Below are 14,778 nucleotides of genomic sequence, written 5' to 3' on the forward strand. Positions count from 1 at the left end.
CATGGCATCAAAACAAAAGAAAATAAGGCTCGATGAACTCCTGGTCCAAAAGGAGCTTGCCGAGTCAAGAAATGCTGCAAAATCACTTATCATGGCAGGCATGATATCTGTTGACGGAAAAAAAACAGATAAAGCCGGTACACAGGTAAGCATTGAATCAATCATAGAAATAAAAGGAAAAGCATGTCCCTACGTAAGCAGGGGCGGACTCAAACTTGAAGGCGCACTCGATTATTGCGGTGTGGCTCTGACCGGAGCTACTGCGCTCGACATCGGCGCCTCAACGGGTGGGTTTACCGACTGCCTTCTTCAGCATGGCGCAAAGCTTGTCTATGCGGTTGATGTCGGGCACGGACAGTTACACTGGAAGCTAAGAAACGACCCGCGCGTAATAAACATTGAAAGAGTCAATGCAAGAAACATCGGGGCTGATATTATCCCAGTAATGGTTGATGTCATCACTATAGATGTGTCGTTTATTTCAATTAAAAAAATAATTCCGCAGGCTATTAATCTGCTTAAGCAGGATGGAGTGATTATTGCGCTTATAAAACCGCAATTTGAAGTCGGGAAAGGAGAAGTTGGGAAGGGTGGAATAGTAAAATCTCCGGAAAAGCATCGTGCCTTGCTTTTCGATATGGCTGATTTTCTTTTAAAATCAGGGCTTCACATAAAGACGATTATTGCTTCTCCAATAAAGGGGCAGGATGGGAATATTGAGTTTTTCGGAGTTGCAGCAAAGGAAAAACCATTAACAGAAGCAGACATCAGTGAGATGATTGAAAAGGCAGCAGGTCTATGAGGAAAACCGGTAATTTCAGTTGATTCCTTCTTTTCTCATTTTTTCAAGAAGAGTAGTTCTGTTAAGGTGGAGTAAATCGGCAGCCCTGCTTCGTACTCCGTTGGATTTTTCCAATGCCTGTTTTATAAGGCTTTGCTCTATATTTTTAACGACCTTGTTAAGATCAATTCCCTGGTCTGGAAGCTCAACCGGGACATTGAGCCTTTTGGGTTCCTGTTCCAGAATACTTGGCGGCAGGTGCCTTGACGTTATAAGTTTACCATCTGCAAGTGCCACGGCTCTTTCAATTGCATTTTCAAGCTCTCTTACATTTCCGGTCCAGTTATAGGAGCAAAGAAGTTCCATTGCTTTTCTCGTAATTCGTTTTTCATCCTTCCCCATCTCCTTGCAAATCCTTTTCAGGAAAAAGCTGACAAGCAGAGGGATGTCGTCTCTCCTTTCGCGTAAAGGGGGAAGTGATATAGATATGACATTAAGCCTGTAATAAAGGTCTTCTCTGAAAAGCCCCTGCTTTACCCTCTCTTCAAGATTAGCATTGGTTGCAGAAATTACACGCACGTCTACCTTTATCTTTTTTGTATCACCAAGTTTCTCTATTTCTCTTTCCTGCAGCACCCGCAATATCTTTACCTGCAGGTCAAGATCCATACTGCCTATTTCGTCAAGGAATATAGTCCCTTTGTTTGCAAGCTCAAATTTTCCCATCCTGTCTGATGACGCCCCCGTGAAAGCCCCCCTTGTATGACCGAAAAATTCATTTTCGAGGAGTTCCCTTGGGATGGCTCCGCAGTTTACGGTTATAAAAGGAAATTCACGGCGCGAGCTGTTGAAATGTATTGCCCTTGCGACAAGTTCCTTGCCTGTCCCGCTGTCGCCGTTTATAAGCACTGTACTGTCTATGTCTGTTACTTTTTCTATCATCTTGTATATTAGCTGCATCTCCTGCGATGTCCCGATAAGTTCGTCAAACTTCATCTTCCCTCTCAACTGCCTTTTGAGTTCCCTGTTTTCATTCATCAGATTTTTTTCTCTGAGCGCCTTCTTTATTACAAGACGGACTTCATCGAGATTCAAAGGTTTAGAAAGGTAATCAAATGCTCCGGCTTTCATAGCCTGTATCGCTGACTCAACCGTGGCAAAGGCTGTGAGAAATATAACTATCACATCAGGGTAGAGTAATTTGGCTTTTTTCATAACTGCCAGTCCGTCAACATCAGGCATCTTAAGGTCAGTAAGTATGAGCGGGAACTTCTGTTCTTTAAGGATCTTTATAGCTTTTCTGCCGTTTTCTACGGCAGTAATCTGGTAGCCTTCATACTCGAGTATGGCAGAAAGCGAAATCCTGGATTCATCATCATCTTCTACAAGAAGGATTTTTTCTGCAACCATAGACCTGTTGTTATTTGGTATGTCCTGTTTCATCTGCAAGCTATTTGAATGGTGCATTATAAGAGAGAACAAAATTTAATCAACAGGAAATCCTTCCCCAACAATCTGAAGATGGAAAAATAGAGTTAGAAAAACAATAATTTCTTTATAATTTTATTATAATCTTATATAATGGTTGAAATTATATGATATCAGTTAAACTATTTTTAATAGATTAATTTAACTGGAGCTGAACCTGTGAAAAACCCAACCCGTGATACCTTTAAGAGAGAGACGAGAAAAATAGGCGAACTGCTTTGCGATGCCGGGCTTATTACAAAAGAACAGCTTGAAGCATCGCTTAGCAAACAGAAAGAAACCAAAAAAAAGCTGGGAGAAGTTTTTGTTTCATTGGGTTTTATAAAAGAAATAGATATAGCTCAGGTGTTATCTGTACAGTTAGGAATTAGTTATGTAGATTTTTCATCTGCAGTTGTTGAGCCGGAAGCTATTCAGCTCGTCACTGAAAAAATCTGCACCAAACATACTCTGATCCCCATAAGTGTTGAAAATAAAATAATTAAAGCTGCATTTGCTGACCCTCTGGATCTTACAGCTATCGATGAACTCAGGTTCATAACAGGAAAAACTGTACAACCCGCAGTTTCAACCGCCTCTCAGATAAAAGAAGCAATTAGTCATCATTTTCACCTTAGTGCCCCGCTCCAGGAACTTGTAAAAGATATAAGTGCTGACGGGCATATTGAGGTTATTTACGACGCCGATTCAGAAACTGAACTTTCAGAGATAGTTAAAAAAAGTGAAACGGCTCCGGTAATCTCAATGGTTAACGGAATATTTCAAAATGCCATAGAACATAAGGCAAGCGACATACATATCACACCGCAGCAAAAATCGCTTAAATTAAAGGAAAGGATTGACGGACTGCTAAGAGATGTAATGACTTTGCCAAAGTGGGTCCAGGGACTTGTAATCTCAAGGATAAAAATAATGGCTAAAATGGACATTGCTGAAAAGAGAATCCCCCAGGATGGAAGAATAAAGATAATGGTCAAAAAAAAGGAACTGGATCTCAGGGTTTCTACACTTCCCACACAATACGGAGAGAATGTTGTAATAAGAGTGCTCGATTCAAGGGCAAATATTTTTAACCTTGAGGAAATGGGATTTGTTGAGGAAGACTTAAACCTTATAAAATCGATGATTGAAAAACCGCAGGGTTTTATACTTGTAACAGGCCCCACAGGGAGCGGAAAGTCGTCAACTCTCTATGCAATGATCAATCACATCAAAAGAGAATCAATTAATGTTGTCACACTTGAAGACCCAATTGAATATGAACTCACAGGTTTAAGCCAGGTTGGAGTTAATGAAAAAGTCGGGCTCACATTTTCTTTCTGCCTGAGGTCTATTCTCCGTCAGGACCCTGATGTCATAATGATAGGAGAGATCAGGGACGGAGAAACAGCTGCAATAGCCACACAGGCTTCAGTAACAGGACATATTGTCTTAAGCTCCATACATACTAATAATGCAGTAGCCACTATCAGCCGCCTCAAGAACATGGGAATACCTGGTTATCTGATTGCATCATCCTTAAACGGCGTAATTTCTCAAAGGCTTGTAAGGCTTATATGCGAAAACTGCAAAACATCCTATAAACCTTCTCACGATGAATTCATAAAGATCGGGCTTAAGTCTGAAGATTTTTCAGATATGAGCTTTTTTAAAGGTACAGGATGCAGCAAGTGCGGAAATACGGGATACAAGGGAAGAATAGGGTTGTTTGAAGTACTTGCAGTTAACAGCCGTATCAGGGAACTAATATCCTCCGGCGCTTCTGAAGATGTTATCACTAAAGCCGCAATTACTTCAGGAATGAGTTTTATTGTCCAGGACGGATTAAGAAAAGTCGGCAAGGGCTTGACTACTCTGGCAGAGTTAAACAGGGTTATTGTATTTGAAGAAGAAACAAAAGGCACAATGATTTGTCCTATATGCAAAGCATCTATAAAGGATGAATTTGTGAATTGCCCCTATTGCGGTTATTCCATCAGCGATCAATGTGCCTCCTGCGGAAAGCAGAAACAACCGGACTGGCATTACTGTCCATATTGTAAGACTGAACTTCCTGTTCTAACTGAGGGTTAACCGGAACAAGAATGAAAGCAGACAAGGAACTGATAATAGTTTTCCTGCTGGTTTTAATAGTTGGAATAATTTACTTCTTTGTTGAAAACCAGATAGCTTTTCTCAATTTTTTCTACCTTCCCGTTGTTCTTGGGGCATTTTTTTCCGGGAAAAAACATGGGACCTACTCAGCTCTCCTCTCTGTGCTGATGATAGTCTGTCTCGCCTATTTCATACCAAATACTTTGTCATATGACAGCAAAACAGATAGCTCTGTTAATAAATGGCTTGATATTACTATATGGGGAAGTTTCCTTATAGTTACCGGCTATTCTATGGGTTATCTCTATGAAAAAAAAGAGTTATACAACAAGGAGCTTAATACGACTTACCACGGGATTATTACAATGCTCTCAATAGTGATAGACTCTGTTGATAAATACACTCAAAATCATGCTTACCGCGTTTCAATGTATGCAGAAAAAATTGCCAGGGCGGCAGGGCTTACCAACTCGGAAGTGCAGGACATTAAAACAGCATCATTGCTTCACGATATTGGTAAAATAGGTGTAAGCGCTGAAATCCTCAACAAGATCGGAAAACTCACTGAAGACGAAAAAAAAGAAATGATGAAACACACAGGAAAAGCTTCAGAATTCTTAGAGCCGGTAGGAGGTAGAATACTTAAGATTCTCCCCTTGATACTTGGTCATCATGAACGGTATGACGGAAAAGGTTACCAGGCACTTATAGGCGATTCCATACCGATAGGTGCAAGGATCATTGCTGTTGCAGATGTATATGATGCACTTACAACGGACCGGCCTTACAGAAAAGCGCTTTCTCCTTTAGATGGTAAAAATGAGATATTAAAAGGCTCTGGTTCTCATTTTGACCCTGAAATAGTGAAATACTTCGATAAAGTCTTTACATCTATTGATGAGTTTGAAACAAACCCTGCCTGAGAAGAGGCTTTCGTTTTTATTTGACAAACCATTCCTTACTGCTATAGATAAAAACCTTTTTATTTTAGAAACATGGACACTTACCTGTAAACAACCATGACTGAAAAAATTGCTTTGCTTTTTCCCGGTCAGGCTTCCCAGTATGTTGGGATGGGAAAAGAGCTGTATGAGAGTTTTAGCTCAGCGCGGGACATCTTTAAGCGTGCTGATGAAGCTTTAGGATTTGACATATCAAAGCTTTGCTTTGAAGGCCCTGAAGAAAAATTAAAACAAACAGAGTTTACCCAGCCTTCCATATTGCTTGTAAGCATTGCTGTGTGGGCTGTTGCCGCAGAGCATGGTGTGAAGCCATCAATGGCTGCCGGACATAGTCTTGGCGAATATTCAGCACTTGCTGCGGCAGGAGCGATACAGTTTGAAGATGCTATAAAACTTGTTAAGACACGCGGAAGATTTATGCAGGAAGCTGTCCCTGAAGGAGTCGGAGCAATGGCGGCAATACTTGGAATGGAAAAGGAAAAGATAGAGGAGGCTCTTTCTACAATAAGCGATGGTCTCGTATCTGTTGCAAATTACAATTCCTCGAAACAGATTGTCATATCAGGAAAAAAGGAGTCTGTTGAAAAAGCCGTTGAAACTTTAAAAAATGCAGGATTGAGAAAGGCTGTAATGCTCCCTGTAAGCGCTCCTTTTCACTGTGCCATGATGAAACCGGCAGAAGAAAGGCTTTCTCCGCTTCTTGATTCCACCAAATTTGCAGACCCTGCTTTTCCGGTATTTGCAAATGTTGATACATCAGAGATCAGAGCCGGGGCAGAGGCAAGAGAGAAACTCAAGTTGCAGGTTTCAAGACCGGTCATGTGGGAGCAATCAATATTAAAGATGCAGGATGCGGGAGTTCAGCTTTTTATAGAGGTAGGACCAGGCCGTGTTCTTTCAGGTCTTGTAAGGCAAATCCTCCCTGACGCAAAGATTTTTAACATCGAAGACAAAAAAAGTCTTGAAAAAACGCTCTCATCCCTTTAAAACAATTGAATATTTAATAAAGGACACTTTATCCAGAAAGATAATTAACAAATGGGACTTGAAAATAAGACAGCACTTATAACAGGGGCAGGAAGAGGTATCGGAAGGACCATTGCTCTTGAGCTTGCTTCTTCAGGATGTGATATACTGGCAGCAGATGTGATGGAAGCACCCCTGAATGAAACAGCAGGACTTATAAAGGAAAAAGGAAGAAAATGCATTATTTCCCTTTGCGATGTGAGCTCCGCAGAAAATGTAGCATCGACTGTCCAGAAAGCAATTGACGAATTCGGAAAGATTGATATCCTTGTAAACAACGCCGGCATAACAAGGGACAACCTGATAATGAGAATGACCGACGATGAATGGAACAAGGTATTAGATATAAACCTTAAAGGAACATTCAATTGCATCCGGGCTGCATCAAGACACATGATGAAAGCAAGGAGCGGATGCATTGTTAATATATCTTCCGTAGTAGGGGTGATGGGAAACGCCGGACAGGCTAATTATGTTGCGTCCAAAGCTGCGGTGATAGGTCTTACAAAGACTGTTGCCAGGGAGCTTGCTCCACGCAATGTAACAGTAAATGCCATAGCTCCGGGTTTTATAGACACTGATATGACCAAAGCGCTGCCTGATAAGGTTAAGGAAGAAATGCTGAAATCCATACCGATGAACCGTTTTGGTTCTCCTCAAGATATAGCGGGTGTAGTAAGTTTTCTGGCGTCAGAAAAAGCCGCGTATATTACAGGACAGGTTTTTCATGTAAATGGCGGCATGTACATGTAAAGTTTTTCATGATTTTCAAACGACAACAATAAAAGGAGGTTATAGTTTGATGACTGTAGAAGAAAGAGTAAAGAAAATAATAGCAGACAGCCTGCAAATCGGAGAAGATAAGATATCAGCGGAAAAATCATTCTTCGATGACTTAGGCGCTGATTCCCTCGACGTAGTAGAGCTTGTTATGGCTCTCGAGGAAGAATTCGACATGGAAATTTCAGACGAAGACGCGGAAAAGATAACTACCGTTAAAGACGCTATTAGTTACATATCAGAACGCATGCATTAAGAAGTGCTCCATTATCATTAAAATGGACATAGAAAATGCTATATTTTCTATGTCCATTTTGTTATTAAAAAAAGTGAATGGACTATTCTGCTTTTGAAAAAAGGATATCGTACAAATTCTCAAAGCCTGCTCTCCTTAAAAAGGCACTGACACACCTTTCCGGCAGAGTGAAGGCATCCAACAGGAAAAGCGCAATCCGGGAAAACCAGAAGCTTGAATTCATTGGGGATGCGGTTCTTGAGCTTACAATCAGAGAGCATGCTACAAAAAAACACAGGAATGCAACCCTTGGGGAAATATCCCGTTACAAAACACAGCTTGTTTCAGACCATACCCTTGCAAAGCTGGCACGCAGAATAAGGCTCGATGAATACATTACTGCAGGAAATGGAGCCGACCATCAATCAATAAAGAAAAGCGACACCATACTTGCCGCTTCCCTTGAGGCACTTATCGGAGGGATTTTTCTTGATTCAGGAATTCCTGAAGCAAAGAAATTCATAATATATAAAGTGATAATCCCGTTCGGTAAGCTCAGACATTCCCTCAATGAAGACTATAAATCAATTTTTCAGGAAAAATATCAGAAAATATACAAGAAACCCCCGGTTTATAAAATCATAAAGGAATCCGGACCTGCCCATGACAAAACCTTTGTCGCTGAGGTCAGATCGCCACATAGAATTTTGGGGAGGGGAAAAGGTAAAAACAAGAAAGAGGCACATCAGATGGCTGCAAAGGAAGCACTTGCCGCATTAAATGAAAAATGAAACCTCTTGTAATACCTCTCTTTATACCTAATGCCGGTTGTTCCAATACCTGTATTTTCTGCAACCAGAAAGTGATAGCCGGAAAATCAGAAATTCCTGACGAAGCTGAAGTTGACAGAGCAGTTGTCTCCCATCTGGAGACTAAAGCAAAAAAGAAAAAAACAAATAATAACTCTCCTCTTCCCTCTACTTGCAATTCTATTGCAAAAGACATTTCACAAATCAGGCTATCCCTTGGAATCCCCCAACATGATGATGACATAAGGGAAATTGCCTTTTATGGCGGAAGCTTTACAGGAATGGATTTGTCTATCCAGAAAAATCTCTTGAAAAGCGCCGGGAAATGGATTGAGAGAAAAGTCGTCAATGGAATAAGGATATCCACAAGACCGGACCTGATAAGCGAAGATATTTTAGGAATGCTTAAATCCTATGGTGTTACCACCATAGAACTTGGCACCCAATCTTTCTCTCCGTCAGTACTTGATGCATCGGGAAGAGGACATGGCCCGGAAAAAATCATAGAGGCGGCAAAACTCATAAAAAAAAATTGCTTCAAGCTTGGGATCCAGCTCATGATGGGGCTGCCGGGAGATACCCGGGAAACATTTCTTGAAAGCATAATAACTGCAATAAGCCTTGATCCTGATTTCGCAAGAATATATCCTGTCGTTATTCTTCCCAAAACGAAACTAATAGAACTCTATGAAAGAGGTGAATACATCCCTCTTTCTCTTGAAAAGACAATAGAATTAGGAACCCATGCCCTTCGGCGATTTTACAGTTCCGGGATCCCGGTAATTAGGTTTGGATTGCCGGAAGAACAGGGAAACAAGAACAATGGACTTTCTCGCATAGGGCCACAACATCCGGCTCTTAAACATCTGGTTGACTCAAGGCTTGCTTATGTTAGGATGTGCGCTGAAATTTCAAAGCTTGGAACAGAAGTAAAAGATGTTTTATTCATTGTTCCTCATCGCGAGTTATCGGTTTTCAGGGGATTAAAAAACGAAAACATAAGAAAAATAAAAACAGAATTCAGTTTAGAGTGCAAAATTATTCCGGAAGAATTTCATGACAGAAAAGATTGAGCGGGGGTTAGTACAGGTCTACACAGGCAACGGTAAGGGGAAAACCACGGCATCTCTTGGACTTGCCCTAAGGGCTGCAGGACATGGCCTAAAGACAATTATTATCCAGTTCATGAAGGGAGATGAAAGCTACGGAGAGATAAAAGCTCTAAAGACTCATCTTTCCAAATTTATAACTATAAAACAGACCGGACAATGTTCTTTTGTTGAAAAGGGAAATCCTTCGCTCGATGACATAAGACTTGCACGGGAAGGGATTGAGCTTGCACGGCAGGCCATATCCGGCAAAGATTATGACCTTGTAATACTGGATGAGATAAACTGCGCACTTGATTTCAGTCTAGTTAAACTTTCCGATGTTCTCGGACTTATCAGAAAGAAACCGGCTAATATGGAGCTTATCCTTACAGGAAGGGACGCCTGCAAGGAGATTATTGATGCGGCAGATCTTGTGACAGAGATGAAAGAAGTAAAACATTATTATACAAAACAAAAAATCCCTGCAAGAAAAGGGATAGAATGGTAAGCGGAGGAAAATAAAGAAAATGGATTACAAAGAGACATTGAACCTTCCAAAAACAACATTCCCGATGAAAGCAAGCCTTGCCCAGAAAGAGCCCCACGTAATCGCCGAGTGGGAAAAAAACGATCTTTACGGGAAGATAAGGGAAACATGCAAAGGAAGGAAGAAATATATACTTCATGACGGACCGCCCTATGCAAACGGACATATACACATGGGAACGGCTTTAAACAAGATACTGAAGGACATCATCGTAAAATCAAAAACAATGGCAGGCTTTGACGCCCCCTATGTGCCCGGATGGGACTGCCATGGACTTCCAATTGAACACGAAGTTGACAAAAGGCTAGGAAGCAAGAAAAAGGGAATGGCCATAAAGGAAATAAGAAGCCAATGCCTTGAATATGCAAACACATTCGTAGATATCCAGCGCTCCGAGTTCAAGCGCCTTGGTGTGCTAGGCGACTGGGACAGACCGTATCTTACCGTTAATCACAGTTATGAGGCAGCCATAGTCCGGGAATTGTCCAATTTTTTCCTTTCAGGAAGCGCATATAAGAGCAAAAAACCTATTTACTGGTGCTCAAGCTGCCGGACAGCACTTGCCGAAGCAGAAGTTGAATACGAAAACCACTCTTCTCTTTCAGTTTATGTCCGTTTCCCGCTGCTTGAAGGTCAGGAAAAAACAGAGAAAGCTCTCAACGGGAAAAAAGCATCGGTCCTCATCTGGACAACTACTCCATGGACCCTGCCGGCAAACCTCGCCATTGCACTGCATCCTGACCTGGTTTACAGCCTCATAGATATAGATGGCGATATCATGCTCATGGCAAAAGAGCTCATCCCCTCTGTACTTAAAAAGATGAACAAAATGTCTTTCAACACACTTGCCACATGGAAGGGAAGTGAACTCACAGGACTTAAATGTAAACATCCTCTTTATGACAGGGAATCTGTAATCATAAACGGAGACCATGTCACGCTTGAACAGGGAACTGGCTGCGTCCATACTGCTCCGGGACATGGAATTGAAGACTATGAGATGGGGCTCCGTTATGGTCTGGATGTATACAGCCCTGTCGATGACCAGGGAAAGTTCACCCCAGAAATACCCGATTTTGCAGGAATGAAAGTTTTTGAGGCAAACCCTCTGATACGTGACACTTTGAAGGAAATAAACGCTCTGCTATTTGAAGAAAAAATAACCCACTCATATCCGCACTGCTGGAGGTGCAAGAATCCGGTAATATTCAGGGCCACAGAGCAGTGGTTTATCTCCATGGAGAAAAATAATCTGAGGAAGAAAGCTCTTACAGAGATTAAAAATGTAAAATGGATACCGGCATGGGGAGAAAACAGGATTGGAGGAATGCTGGAACAGCGTCCTGACTGGTGCATATCAAGACAGCGCTGCTGGGGTGTCCCGATAACAGTGATATATTGTTCAAAATGCACTGAGCCAGTAAATGACAAAGGAATATTTGAAAAGATATCAAACCTCATAGAAGAAAAAGGCGCTGATATATGGTTCGAGCTTTCACCTTCTGACATTTTGCCTGCAGGGACTAAGTGTACCAAGTGCGGCTCAGAGGAATTCAGGAAAGAGACCGATATCCTTGATGTCTGGTTCGAATCAGGGGTAAGCCATGAAGCAGTACTTAACACTCGTTCTGAGCTTTCATGGCCTGCCGATCTTTACCTTGAAGGGAGCGACCAGCACAGAGGATGGTTCAACTCAAGCCTCATGGTTTCCCTTGAACACAGGGAAAAGGCACCTTACAGAAGCGTTCTTACGCACGGCTATGTTGTAGACGGTTCGGGAAAAAAGATGTCGAAGTCCCTTGGGAATGTCATAGCTCCCGAAGAAATAATAAAAAAACATGGCGCAGAGCTCCTTCGTCTCTGGGCTTCATCAGTGGATTACAGGGAAGACATAAGGATATCAAATGAGATAATCGAACGTCTTTCAGAAGCATACAGAAAAGTACGGAATACCTGCAAATATATACTTGGGAACATCTATGACTTTAACCCATCTAAAGATTCAATTTCCTTTGAAGAAATGGAAGAGATAGACAGATGGGCTCTTCAGAGATTGTCAAAACTCACAACAAGACTTAAAAAGGCTTACGAGGATTTTGATTTTCATATTTTTTATCACAGCTTTCACAACTTCTGCACAGTTGACATGAGCGCCTTTTACCTTGATGTACTAAAAGACCGGCTCTACACTTCACGGCCTGATTCCAAAGAACGCCGCTCAGCCCAGACTGTCCTCTATAAAATAATAGACTCCCTCGTCAGGCTCATGGCGCCCATACTTTCATTCACGGCAGAAGAGGCCTGGGATCATCTAAAAACCATAGACCCCAACCGGGAGGAGAGTGTACACACTGCACTTTTCCCTAAAGGAGATGAATTCAGGATAGATGAGAAACTTGAGGAAAGCTGGGGGAAAATAATGGATCTTCGCAGCGAGGTCACAAAATCCCTTGAAATTGCGCGAAGAGACAAGCTGATAGGTCATTCTCTTGATGCCGAGGTTACAATAAAGGGAACAGGAAGTGACTTCGAATTTTTCAAGCGATATGAAAAGGATTTGACTCAGATATTCATAGTTTCGCAGGTAAAAATAACAGAAGACAAATCTGTAATAACAGAAAAATCCGGAGAGAGAAAATTCTCAGGTATCGAAATACTCGTTTCCGAAGCAAAAGGGGAAAAGTGCGAGCGATGCTGGATGATTTCAACTGATATAGGCAAAAACAGCGAGCATCCTGCTATCTGCGGACGCTGCGAACAAAACTTATAGCAAACGCAATATAAAATGGCTTGGCAGTTAACTCATACAGAACTGCCAAGCCATTTTATTTATTTCTATTTGTTATTTTCTGGTTGCTGCATCAAATCTTTTTGATACTGAAACCCAGTCAATGGCTTTCCAGAATGCTTCGATATAATCAGCACGCTTAAGGCCGTAATCGATCATGAAGGCATGCTCAAACACATCCATTATCAATAAAGGTGCTGCCCCGGCGAAATGCCCTACGTCATGCTCATTTACCCAGACATTTTGAAGCCTCGAAGCTTCAGCATCATAATAAGCTATAGCCCAGCCTATTCCGCGCATAGTACCGACCGCTTTTAGATTCTTCTCGAAGTTATCAAACGACCCATAGCTCTTTACTGTCTGTTTATAAAACTCTGAGTTAGTATCAATTGCTGAGCCGCCTTTTTTCATATTGCCAAAATAATATTCATGAAGACGCATCCCGTTAAACTCCCATCCCAACCTGCGCGTAAGTTCTGCATATTCCGGAGTCGCCGCCTTTCCTTCTTTTGCAAGTGCAGCAAGAGAGTCAATAACCTTGTTGGTGTTGGTTACATAACCTTGATAGAGTGTGAAATGATTTTTTAACAACTGGTCGCTAAATCCGGCTGTGCCTATTAGACTGTCGAAATTTTTCGCTTCATATGCCATAGTCTCGTCCTCCTTCTTAAGAATTAAGTTCTGCTTTTTTACCAGTTCTCATTTAATATCATATTTCAATTTAAAAAAATGCTTTTCTGAGTCAAACAAATACTTTTCAAACTGTTTAATCTTTTTAAGAGTTTGCAAATATTATACCAATTATCAATACTAAATAAAATTCAACCAATACAATAGGTTAATCTGATAAAAAAAGAAATAAGAACTGAGAGATGTTTCAATTTTTAAAAAATGTAATAAAATTGAAACCTAAAGCCAGGATATTTATTTCGAAAGTCACACATCAATAAAAGAAGTCCAATCCATTATCAATGTATTCTTCGTACTTTCCTACACCATAAAGGATAACAGATATTATGAGACTGGTAAGGCCGAAGTGCCTCAAAAACATGGTAAGAACATTTTCATTAGTAAGAATGAAGTAACCTATAGCTGTAAAAATAACTGCTACAGGAAAACAGATTTTACTTATAGTAAGTTTCCAATACCATCTTTTGTTAAAAAACCCGCTTAGTAATTTATTTTTCAGTTTGTTCATAATCAATTTTCCCTTATCATTCTCTTGCATGCTCTTTGTTTTATAAAAAAAATATTTAATACAAAGTATAATCTTTTTTAAATCATTTTTTTTAAAAACAATTGCAAGTTTTTTTTGCATACCATCGGAAATCTTTCTTGATGTCTGAAAATAGGTTTCATAAGATTAAGTGAACATTAAAAAATAATGAATTAAAATAAAATGACAGGGGGATTTAATATAATGGCTCAACAAAAAAGAAGCATGCAGTCCAAAGTGTTACGGGGAATTTTTTTTACACTATTGGGATTAACAATTGTTATAACATTTCTAAGCGCGGCAGGCACGATTTGCGCGGCCTTTAATACTGAAAAATACAAAGAGATGGCACCGCTAATTCCCTACAAGCCGCTCTATCAGGCATTTGTCGTTATAGGCTTTGCGACAGGAGCATGGGGAATCAGTGCAATGGTATCTTTAGTACGCGGCAATCCAACTGCATACCGAAACACTTTGTGGATGCTTCTGGTTGGCGCATTATCAGCAGGGGTACATATGGCAGTATCACAGGCAGTCCGAGGTAAAGCTGTTCCCATTAATATACGCTTCTATGTGACAGCAATTACTCTTCTTGCATTTCTTCTGCTCCGCATCCCTCCATTAAGGGAGAAAACAAACTTTTTAGATTCTTCCGGTAGTGCCGGATCGGGGGGTCCATCAGCGGGGATTGCCCTTATAATCTGCAGCATAATAACATTCACAACTAAATTCTGGGTTGGGACAACTCACTTTTCTTTAGATGGAGAAAACTGGGTGAGTGCTTTCAGCCTTCCTTTATACATTGCAGGAACCGGAATGCTGATTGCAGGGATCGCTTTGTTAATTCCTTTTAGGAAGCCATTTATAAAAGCAATTAAGATACAAATAGCAGATCATCTTTTACGGAAAGAAGCAGAAGTTAAGACTATTCTCTAATAGTCATCTGCAATTACCGGAGTAT

General features: G+C 40.9%; 14 protein-coding genes. 11 read left to right on the plus strand and 3 right to left on the minus strand.

Features of this window, described 5'->3' with window-relative positions:
* Position 1: 1 nt before the first annotated feature.
* On the plus strand, positions 2-802 hold the full coding sequence (locus HZA77_03865) for a TlyA family RNA methyltransferase (protein ID MBI5374547.1): 801 nt from the start codon (positions 2-4) through the stop codon (positions 800-802).
* 15 nt (positions 803-817) lie between these two features.
* On the opposite strand, the gene HZA77_03870 is transcribed toward HZA77_03865, so the two are convergent.
* Positions 818-2,191, minus strand: a complete 1,374-nt coding sequence (locus HZA77_03870) for a sigma-54-dependent Fis family transcriptional regulator (protein MBI5374548.1) — start codon at positions 2,189-2,191, stop codon at positions 818-820.
* 237 nt (positions 2,192-2,428) lie between these two features.
* On the opposite strand from HZA77_03870, the gene tadA reads away from it, so the two are divergent.
* The 9 genes from tadA to ileS all read left to right on the plus strand — a co-directional run bounded on the left by tadA (position 2,429) and on the right by ileS (position 12,583).
* Complete coding sequence (tadA, locus tag HZA77_03875; GenBank protein MBI5374549.1) at positions 2,429-4,342, plus strand: Flp pilus assembly complex ATPase component TadA; 1,914 nt, start codon at positions 2,429-2,431, stop codon at positions 4,340-4,342.
* 11 nt (positions 4,343-4,353) lie between these two features.
* On the plus strand, positions 4,354-5,286 hold the full coding sequence (locus HZA77_03880; protein ID MBI5374550.1) for an HD-GYP domain-containing protein: 933 nt from the start codon (positions 4,354-4,356) through the stop codon (positions 5,284-5,286).
* A 96-nt stretch (positions 5,287-5,382) separates the two neighbouring features.
* Positions 5,383-6,312, plus strand: coding sequence for an ACP S-malonyltransferase (gene fabD, locus HZA77_03885; protein MBI5374551.1), 930 nt, complete (start codon positions 5,383-5,385; stop codon positions 6,310-6,312).
* A gap of 51 nt (positions 6,313-6,363) precedes the next feature.
* Positions 6,364-7,104, plus strand: a complete 741-nt coding sequence (gene fabG, locus HZA77_03890; GenBank protein ID MBI5374552.1) for a 3-oxoacyl-[acyl-carrier-protein] reductase — start codon at positions 6,364-6,366, stop codon at positions 7,102-7,104.
* A 46-nt stretch (positions 7,105-7,150) separates the two neighbouring features.
* Positions 7,151-7,387, plus strand: a complete 237-nt coding sequence (acpP, locus tag HZA77_03895; GenBank protein MBI5374553.1) for an acyl carrier protein — start codon at positions 7,151-7,153, stop codon at positions 7,385-7,387.
* Between the two features lie 77 nt (positions 7,388-7,464).
* Positions 7,465-8,157, plus strand: coding sequence for a ribonuclease III (gene rnc, locus HZA77_03900; protein ID MBI5374554.1), 693 nt, complete (start codon positions 7,465-7,467; stop codon positions 8,155-8,157).
* Positions 8,154-9,248 (plus strand): radical SAM protein, encoded by a 1,095-nt coding sequence (locus HZA77_03905; protein MBI5374555.1) that lies wholly within the window; start codon positions 8,154-8,156, stop codon positions 9,246-9,248. Before rnc ends, HZA77_03905 begins: the two co-directional genes overlap by 4 nt.
* Positions 9,232-9,774 (plus strand): cob(I)yrinic acid a,c-diamide adenosyltransferase, encoded by a 543-nt coding sequence (gene cobO / locus HZA77_03910; GenBank protein MBI5374556.1) that lies wholly within the window; start codon positions 9,232-9,234, stop codon positions 9,772-9,774. The genes HZA77_03905 and cobO overlap by 17 nt, the downstream gene beginning before the upstream one ends.
* A gap of 19 nt (positions 9,775-9,793) precedes the next feature.
* Positions 9,794-12,583, plus strand: a complete 2,790-nt coding sequence (gene ileS, locus HZA77_03915) for an isoleucine--tRNA ligase (protein MBI5374557.1) — start codon at positions 9,794-9,796, stop codon at positions 12,581-12,583.
* Between the two features lie 72 nt (positions 12,584-12,655).
* Here ileS and HZA77_03920 read toward each other — a convergent pair whose 3' ends face one another.
* The gene (locus HZA77_03920; protein MBI5374558.1) at positions 12,656-13,252 is read right to left on the minus strand and encodes a superoxide dismutase; all 597 of its coding nucleotides are present in this window, start codon (positions 13,250-13,252) and stop codon (positions 12,656-12,658) included.
* A gap of 292 nt (positions 13,253-13,544) precedes the next feature.
* Entirely contained in the window at positions 13,545-13,799 is a 255-nt protein-coding gene (locus HZA77_03925) for a hypothetical protein (GenBank protein ID MBI5374559.1), read from the minus strand.
* A 222-nt stretch (positions 13,800-14,021) separates the two neighbouring features.
* Between HZA77_03925 and HZA77_03930 the strand changes: the two genes are divergently transcribed.
* On the plus strand, positions 14,022-14,753 hold the full coding sequence (locus HZA77_03930; protein ID MBI5374560.1) for a hypothetical protein: 732 nt from the start codon (positions 14,022-14,024) through the stop codon (positions 14,751-14,753).
* Positions 14,754-14,778: the final 25 nt, after the last annotated feature.

This window comes from Candidatus Schekmanbacteria bacterium (assembly GCA_016219965.1).
In the GTDB taxonomy this organism is placed as follows: Bacteria; Schekmanbacteria; GWA2-38-11; order GWA2-38-11; family J061; genus JACRJM01.